This is a genomic window from Streptomyces huiliensis, assembly GCF_020037025.1.
GTDB lineage: Bacteria > Actinomycetota > Actinomycetes > Streptomycetales > Streptomycetaceae > Streptomyces > Streptomyces huiliensis.
Map to the genome: position 1 here is coordinate 1 of NZ_JAIQLH010000297.1, position 2,563 is coordinate 2,563.

At 79.1% G+C, this 2,563-nt stretch carries 2 protein-coding genes; one reads left to right on the forward strand and one right to left on the reverse strand.

The window, feature by feature from the left end:
- A partial coding sequence (locus JNW98_RS31615; RefSeq protein WP_223771740.1) for a hypothetical protein occupies positions 1-998 on the reverse strand: 998 nt, incomplete at its 3' end.
- A 446-nt stretch (positions 999-1,444) separates the two neighbouring features.
- Here JNW98_RS31615 and JNW98_RS31620 point away from each other — a divergent pair.
- Positions 1,445-2,563: PucR family transcriptional regulator ligand-binding domain-containing protein (locus JNW98_RS31620; RefSeq protein ID WP_223771741.1), on the forward strand; the 1,119-nt coding region annotated here is incomplete at its 3' end.

The window sequence follows — 2,563 nt, forward strand, 5'->3', positions numbered from 1 at the left end:
AGCCGGGTGGTGAGCGTCTGCGCCTCGCCCTCCCAGAAGGCGACGTCCGCCTCCAGCCGGGCCACCCGTTCCTCGTAGACGTCCAGTTGGCGGGCGACGTCGCCCGTCGCGCGGGCCACCGCGAGGCGTTCGGCGGTCCGCCGCGCGGCGGTGCCCCGGGCGGCCCGGCGGGCGGCCTCCCAGCCGCGGTCGGGTCCCCGGGCGACGACGGCGAGTTCGCCGAGGGTGCGCATCCAGCGGAAGCGGGTGGCGGGGTCGGCGACCTCGGCGCGCGCGTACGCGGGGTGGGTGAGCGCCGGCAGCGGCCAGACCAGCCGGGCGCCGCCGTCCGGCACGGCGGCCTCCGGCAGTTGCCGGCGCAGCTCGCGGGCCGTGCCGTAGTTGAGGGTGACGACCTGGGCCAGGCCGATCAGCTCGCCTGCCGCCTGCCGGGCGGCGGTCCAGGCGGCGTCCTCCCGGGGGTGCACCAGCAGGATGGGCAGCCGGGTGCCGCCGGCCAGCGACTCGGTGAGCACGGCGGTCTGCGCGGTCTCCCGGATCCGCTCGTACCGCCCGGTCACCCGCTGGCCGAGGACGTGCAGCCGGAGCTCCTCGTCGGCGGCCACCGTCCGCAGCAGCCCGGGCCGGCGCAGCATCGGGTCCTGGACGGGCGCGATCCACCCGCCGTCGACCTCCCGTCCCATCACCACCCGCAGCCCCACCCGGCCCGCGACGGACGACACGGTGATCCGGGTGACGAACCGGCCGACCCCGCCGTCGAGCGGCTGGCTCACCGTGACCCGCACGGCCGTCGCGTCCGGTGGCCCCTCGACGGCCCACTCCACCGTCCGTCCTCCGTGCAGCGGCCGGGGCCCGGACGCGGCCGCCAGCTCCGCCGCGACGGGCCCGTCCCCCGCGGGCCCGCTAAGCCAGACGCCCACGTGCTCGCGTACCAGCGGGAAGGGGTCCGCGCCCGGAACGGCGCTGACTTCGGCGTCGAAAACATAGAGCGGCTGCATCGTCGTCCCCCGAGGTCCTGGCTCGACCGGCCGTGGCCGGATTCGGGTCACCCTGCCTATCACGCGGCCGCCGGGGCGGCGCCGACTATGCGGCAACTCCTTCGGGGGCGGGGGGCCTTCTGCTACACGCACGCGCGGAGTGCCGGGGGGCGGGAACGCCGCTCGGGGCACCGTCTTCCGGGGTGCTCGGCCGGGCGTAGAGGGGAGGGGACGCGAGGGGCGCCGTCGGGGGCGCAGTAGAGCGCGCCGGGGCGCGGGCTCCGGTGAAGGAGCCGCCGGGCGCTCCACCGCGCCGCAGGCGCACCCCACGGGCCGGCCGGGCACGCGCACACCACGGCCGACCGGGCGCGGGCCCGCTCCGTCGCGCCGCGCCGGCGGGACGCCGCGGCGGGCTCCCCGTCCCGGTGGGCTCCCTCCCCCCGGTCCCCGTCCCGTAGGTTCACGTCATGCACGCCCAGCCACCGATACCCGGGGTGCCCCGGAGCACCGTCACCGTCGCCCGCGCCCTGGAGCTGCCTGCCCTGCGCCGGGGGCTGCCCGAGGTGCTGGCCGCCGCCGACCGCCTGGACCGCCCGGTGCGCTGGGTGCACGCCGGCGAGGCGCCGCACATCGCGGCGCTCCTCAAGGGCGGCGAACTGCTCCTGACCACCGGCCTGGGCCTGGGCAGCCGCCCGGCCGAGCAGCGCGCCTTCGTCCGGACCCTGGTGGAACGGGACATCGCGGCGCTGGTCGTGGAGCTCGGCGCGCGCCTGCCCGCGCTGCCCGCCGCCGTCGTGGACGCAGCCCGCGCGGCCGGGCTGCCGCTCGTCCAGCTGCACCGGGAGGTCCCGTTCGTCGCGGTCACCGAGGAGCTCCACACCGAGCTGGTCAACGCGCACTACGCGCTGCTGCGGAGCGCGGACGGCGTCCACCGGCGGTGCACGGAGGCGCTGCTGGACGGCGGCGGGGCGCCCGAAGTGCTGCGGCTGCTGGCGGACTTCACCGCCAACCCGGTCTTCCTGGAGGCCGCCGACGGGCGGCTCCTCTACGCGGCCGGGCCCGACCCCGCGCCGCCGGGCGCCGCCGACCCGCTCCAGGTGTGGGACGGACTGCGCCACGCCGACCTGCCCGGACGGGTCGCCGTGGACGTCCCAGGACAGAGCCCCGGCGGGCCGCGGGCCCGGCTGACCGTCCTGCCCGCGCACGCGCCGCTGGCACCGGTGCACCACGCGGTCGCCGACCGGACGGCGGGCCTGCTGGCCGTCGTCCTGCTCCAGGCCCGCCAGGAGGAGGAACTGGCGGCCCGGGGACGCGGCGACTTCCTCACCGACCTCGCCGAGGGCCGGCTCGACCCGGCCGACGCCCCCGCCCTGGCCCGCGTCCTCGGTTTCCGGCCCGGCCCCGGCCCGCTGCTGCCGGTCGTCCTCGACGCGCCCGCGGGTCCCGGCGCCGGCCCCGCGGCGCTGACCTGCGCGGTCCAGGAGGAACTGGCCGCGGTCGGGGTGCCCGTCCTGCTGGGCGTCCGGCTGCCCGAGGGCCGGATACCGCTGCTGGCCGGCCTCCGGGACGCCGCCGACCGCCCGGCG